Source organism: Prevotella sp. HMSC073D09 (genome assembly GCF_001814145.1).
GTDB classification, from domain to species: Bacteria; Bacteroidota; Bacteroidia; order Bacteroidales; family Bacteroidaceae; genus Prevotella; species Prevotella conceptionensis.
Genome location: NZ_KV815109.1, coordinates 1 through 4,475 on the forward strand (window position 1 = coordinate 1; position 4,475 = coordinate 4,475).

4 protein-coding genes and 1 tRNA gene are annotated in these 4,475 nt (G+C 44.8%); 3 read left to right on the top strand and 2 right to left on the bottom strand.

Features of this window, described 5'->3' with window-relative positions:
- Positions 1-364: 364 nt before the first annotated feature.
- Both HMPREF2955_RS09715 and HMPREF2955_RS09720 read right to left on the bottom strand, forming a co-directional pair.
- Positions 365-571, bottom strand: a complete 207-nt coding sequence (locus HMPREF2955_RS09715) for a hypothetical protein (RefSeq protein ID WP_246830119.1) — start codon at positions 569-571, stop codon at positions 365-367.
- A gap of 159 nt (positions 572-730) precedes the next feature.
- Positions 731-805 (bottom strand) — tRNA-Val (locus HMPREF2955_RS09720).
- A gap of 208 nt (positions 806-1,013) precedes the next feature.
- On the opposite strand from HMPREF2955_RS09720, the gene HMPREF2955_RS09725 reads away from it, so the two are divergent.
- The 3 genes from HMPREF2955_RS09725 to HMPREF2955_RS09735 all read left to right on the top strand — a co-directional run bounded on the left by HMPREF2955_RS09725 (position 1,014) and on the right by HMPREF2955_RS09735 (position 4,431).
- Complete coding sequence (locus tag HMPREF2955_RS09725) at positions 1,014-1,952, top strand: hypothetical protein (RefSeq protein ID WP_070723030.1); 939 nt, start codon at positions 1,014-1,016, stop codon at positions 1,950-1,952.
- 288 nt (positions 1,953-2,240) lie between these two features.
- Positions 2,241-3,203, top strand: coding sequence for a hypothetical protein (locus HMPREF2955_RS09730; protein WP_070723032.1), 963 nt, complete (start codon positions 2,241-2,243; stop codon positions 3,201-3,203).
- Positions 3,204-3,468: 265 nt separating this feature from the next.
- Entirely contained in the window at positions 3,469-4,431 is a 963-nt protein-coding gene (locus HMPREF2955_RS09735) for a hypothetical protein (protein WP_070723035.1), read from the top strand.
- The last annotated feature ends 44 nt before the right edge of the window (positions 4,432-4,475 follow it).

Below are 4,475 nucleotides of genomic sequence, written 5' to 3' on the forward strand. Positions count from 1 at the left end.
TCCTAAGAGGGAATTAACTGAATTACCCTAAGTAAACGGGGTAATCATTCATCTTCTCGTATTGTGACCAAATGCGTCCATTTTGGCATAAGAACAGATGAAACATAAAGAACGTTTTCGTTAAGCCAAATGAGCAACGTCGAGCTTGCTCGGACATTGTCATGGCGAGAAAACGCACTTTTCGAAGAACGAGAAAAGAACGTTTTCGTTAAGCCAAATGAACCATGTCGAGCTTGATCAAACATTGTCATGGCGAGAAAACGCACTTTTCGAAGAACGAGAAAAGAAGGGTTGAAAGCTACCCGTTTAGCTTTTCAGTAACATGAAGGAAGTTGAAATAGTTAAAAAACGATTGCAAATCGTACTAGAATACAAACTCCACCTCAGGCATTTCCTTACCTTCCGCCTTCATAGCAGCTTTGGCCTCCTCATAGCACTCCAACAAATCAGCCTTCGCAGAGGCTACATCCTTACCACAAGCGTTTAGTCCTACACCTGCAATGTCCGTCTCTGTTCTACACCAAAAAGCACCATCCGAAGACTGTTCTACGATAATAATAACCTTTTGCATTGTATAATAGCGGTATAATTCACGTCTATGCAAAGATAAGAAAAAGGCTGCAATTGCGTAAACAACCAGATAACATTTTTGTTATAATCCGCTTTCACCACCTCTCTTAACACAAAAAACCTCGTTCCCAAAGTTGGAAACGAGGTTTCTTCTTGTGTGTGGGCGCTGACGGATTCGAACCGCCGACCCTCTGCTTGTAAGGCAGATGCTCTAAACCAGCTGAGCTAAGCGCCCCCTATGCTCTTGTTTTTCAAAAGCGATGCAAAGGTAAGGAGATTTCGCCACACCACCAAACAAAACGCGAAAAAAATGTTTTGAACAGCCGATTTTGTGGAAAATGCGGTCGTTTTTCGCATCAAACGTAAAATAAAGCTAATCAAACAGACGACAATAAGCACTTTTTTATTACATTTGCACCACTAACCCAAACCGAAATAAGCAAATGATAAGACCCGTATATACACTTACCCTGCTGTTTTCCTTACTCACTACGGTTTGCGCAGAAAACAGAATAGCCGATGCAAGCAGCATGTGCAACGACTCGATTGCCACCAAAGCAAGTGGCACACAATTATATATAGCGGAGGAAGACAAGACCGACTACTCGAAGTTTGCCATAAAACCCATACGCGTGGACACCATTTGGGGAGACTGGGAGATACACGCACACCAGTTTTACGACGGCAATAAGTTCACCTACGATAAGGAAACGCACGCCGATTATGCCGTGAGGTTTAACGTATTCAAGGGAGGCAAACCTGTGTTTAAGAACTACAAAGTAAACTCTAAGTCGCTTATGGGCCCTAACCACATCAAAGGTTTCGAGCTTGGCCTATTCGAACAGTTTGAGATTACCCCCACATCGGTGTACATTGGCTTTGGCTATTGCGAGCCCGAAACCGACAATTGCCTTGAAAGAGTGTTGGCATTGAATGCCGATGGCACGGTGCGCAAGTACGAAACGTCCATCGCCTCGGCCGAAGGAGATATAGATATGTACGTCACCGACATTTATTGGCTTTACACTTTGTACGTAAACGAACTAAGCCTAGCTACACCTAACACTGCCAGCATACAGAAAGTGCTGAACAAATACTGCACAACAGACTTTGCCAAACGACTGCAAAACGAGACGTTGAAGAAGAACTTGCTCTTGGGTTCGGACCAATTCGATTACCAATGGCTGCGTTCTTTGGAGGTGCACTTGATGGACGAGAAAACAAACACGTGCATTGTTAACTACAAACGCGCTGATGGCAAGGTAATTTACAAGCGCATTCACCTGCAACTTAAACCAGAAACGGAGTACGAATACTTGGTTAGTGGCGTGTCTGATGCCACAGAAAAAGACCTGCCCCCGATGCCAAACGGCGAAGAATAGCACGCTGGGACCGACGAAGTATAGCGTACTTAACACGCAAAAGCATAACCACACACGCGCGCTTTGCTCTAATCTGCCCTGCTACTGACACGTCTGCGAAGACCAATCGCACTGTCAGCAAACCTTTCTAAGCAGTCAACTACAACCGAATAAAAGGTTTGAAATGCGCGATTATTTGGTAGAAAAGTCCTTTTTCTGCGCTGTATGCAAAATAATAGGGAGCAGATGGGCGGCAATAAGTGTTTTTTTTGCTACATTTGCAGCACTAACCCACATAGAAATTGACAAATGAAAAAACTCGCACTAACACTTTCCCTCATCGCAATTACATTATTAACAGCCTGTTCGGGAAATAAAAAAGCCGATGCAAACGGCGCAGAAAACGACTCGATTGCCGCCAAAACAGACAGTGTGCCGCTGTATGTAGAGGAAGAAGACAAGACAGACTACTCGAAGTTTGCCGTTCAACCCACTCGTATAGACACCACCGTTGGCGATTGGGAAATACACATACGCGAATTTTATGACGGCAAGAAGTTTAAGCTTGGCGACCAGGTCTTCGCCAATTATTCTTTAAAGGTCAACATTTTTAAGGGAGGTAAGCCCGTGTTCAAAGGGCATAAGATAGACGCTAAGGCGGTTGCAGGCTCCAATTACATAAAAGATTTCACCCTTGGCGTGTCCGAAAATGTTTTTGTTACCGAAACAACAGTGTACCTAGACCTATCGTACTGCGAACCCGAAACCGACAATTGCCAGATGTACATCTTGGCCTTTTGCGCCAACGGACAGGTAAGAAAGGTTCAAACAGCCGCAGAATCGTACGAAGGCGACATGGATGGATATGTGTTTGACGTCTACGACTTCTATGCCATGTACGTAAACGAACTTACTCAACCACAGCCTAACAAGGCCGCCATACAGAAAGTGCTGAACAAATACTGCACAAAAGGTTTCGCACAAAAGATGCAAAGCCATACCAGCAAGAACAATCCGCTGCTCGGTTCTGGCAAGTTCGAGTTCCAATGGCTACGTTCTTTCATTGTACACAGCAAAGAGGCAGGCACAAATTCGTGCATCGTGCACTACGAAATACCAGGCGGAAAGAAGGTGTATAAGCGCCTGCTGTTGCAAAAGAAACCCAGAACAGCGTACGATTTCGTCATCTCGGACGTGCAGAATGCCACCGAAGACGACCTGCCCTCCATGCAAGACGAAGAAGAAGAGTATGCAGGAGACGACGAAATTTAAGGTTTTCTTGGCGTAACAGGCAAGCCTACGCATCAGTACACGGTGCCTTGTACCCACACTACAAGCACCTTGTACTGGCACTGCGAGCACCTTGTATTGATACTACAAAGTGCTTGTAGTGTCTGTACAAATATCTTTTCGCTGCACTGCAAATGCTGTTGTGTGGATACATTGATGGCAAGGTGGGGTATGCAAACAACTTTCTAAAATCAATTCCTTCTAACTATATATTGCCCTTGCTGCACCAACCCGCATGGAGATAACAATGAAAAAACTTACCTTTACCCTTTGGCTCATCGCAATTGCCCTGACAACAGCCTGTTCGGGACACAAAAAAGCCGATGCAAACAGCACTGGCAACGACTCGATTAGCGCAAAAACAGACAGCGTACAGCCGTATGTAGAGGAAGAAGACACAACCGACTACTCGAAGTTTGCTAACCCACCCACGCGCATAGACACCACTGTTGGCGATTGGGAAATACATGTACGCGAGTTTTATGAGGGTAAGAAGATTGATTATCCAGAGAGATACATGTCGTATACTTCTTTGAAGGTGAACATCTATAAAGCAGGTAAACCCCTATTTAAAAACTACAAGCTAAACCTTAAATCTCTTGTAGGCAAAGACATCAACAGCAGCTTCACCCTCTCTGCGCCCCAAGAAGTTTACGTAACCCCAACAACAGTGTACCTAAGCCTATCGTATTGCGATGAAATTATCGCCAAAGACCGTACATACACCTTGGCCTTTTGTGCCAACGGACAAACGAGAAAGGTTGAAATAACCAACGAATCGTACGAAGGAGAATGCAACGGGTATATATTTGACCTCTATAACTTCTATGCCATGTATGTAAACGAGCTTGCTCAACCACGGCCTAACCCTGCCGCCATACACCAAGTGCTGAACAAATACTGCACAAAAGGGTTCGCACAAAAGATGCAAAGCCACACAATCAAGAACAATCCGCTGCTTGGTTCGGGCAAGTTCCAGTTCCAATGGCTACGTTCTTTCGCCGTACACAGCAAGATAACCAAAACCAATGCGTGCTTAATACACTATCAAACACCTGGCGGAAAGAAGGTGTATAAACTGCTACAACTGCAAAAGAAGCCCAAATCAGAGGACAATTTCCTCATCGATGGCGTATCGAATGCCACCGAAAACGACCGCCCCGTGATGGATTATGACGACGAAACATTTGTAACAGACAACGACATATAAGGCTTTCTTGGTAAGCATCCAATATTCGCCGTCTTTTTCCGATA